1 protein-coding gene is annotated in these 371 nt (G+C 53.1%); it reads right to left on the bottom strand.

The genetic code is table 11. The features are described 5' to 3' along the window. On the bottom strand, positions 1 to 371 hold a 371-nt coding region (locus tag ACE5KN_RS31080), incomplete at both ends, for a hypothetical protein (protein WP_375533333.1).

Raw genomic sequence — 371 nt, 5'->3', positions numbered from 1 at the left:
GAGACGGCCCCGGTTTTGATCTGATTTCCGTCGACTTCATCGGTGATGATGCTGTCCTTGAGCTCGCTGGTTAAGTGCTCCCAGGAAACAGAGCCTGTTTTGATGTGGCTTCCATCGACTTCGTCGGTGATGAGGCTCTCCTGAAGCCTGCCGTCCAGGTGTTCCCAGGAGACGGCCCCGGTTTTGATCTGATTTCCGTCGACTTCATCGGTGATGATGCTGTCCTTGAGCTCGCTGGTTAAGTGATCCCAAGAAACAGCCCCGGCTTTGATGTGGTTTCCGTCGACTTCATCGGTAATGAGGCTATCCTTGAGCTCGCCGGTTAAGTGATCCCAAGAAACAGCTCCGGCTTTGATCTGATTTCCATCAAC

Origin of the sequence: Paenibacillus terreus (assembly GCF_042138595.1) — a bacterium.
In the GTDB taxonomy this organism is placed as follows: domain Bacteria; phylum Bacillota; class Bacilli; order Paenibacillales; family Paenibacillaceae; genus Paenibacillus; species Paenibacillus terreus.
The sequence above is the reverse complement of the archived record's forward strand: the minus strand, read 5'-3'. Positions and strand labels throughout refer to the sequence as shown.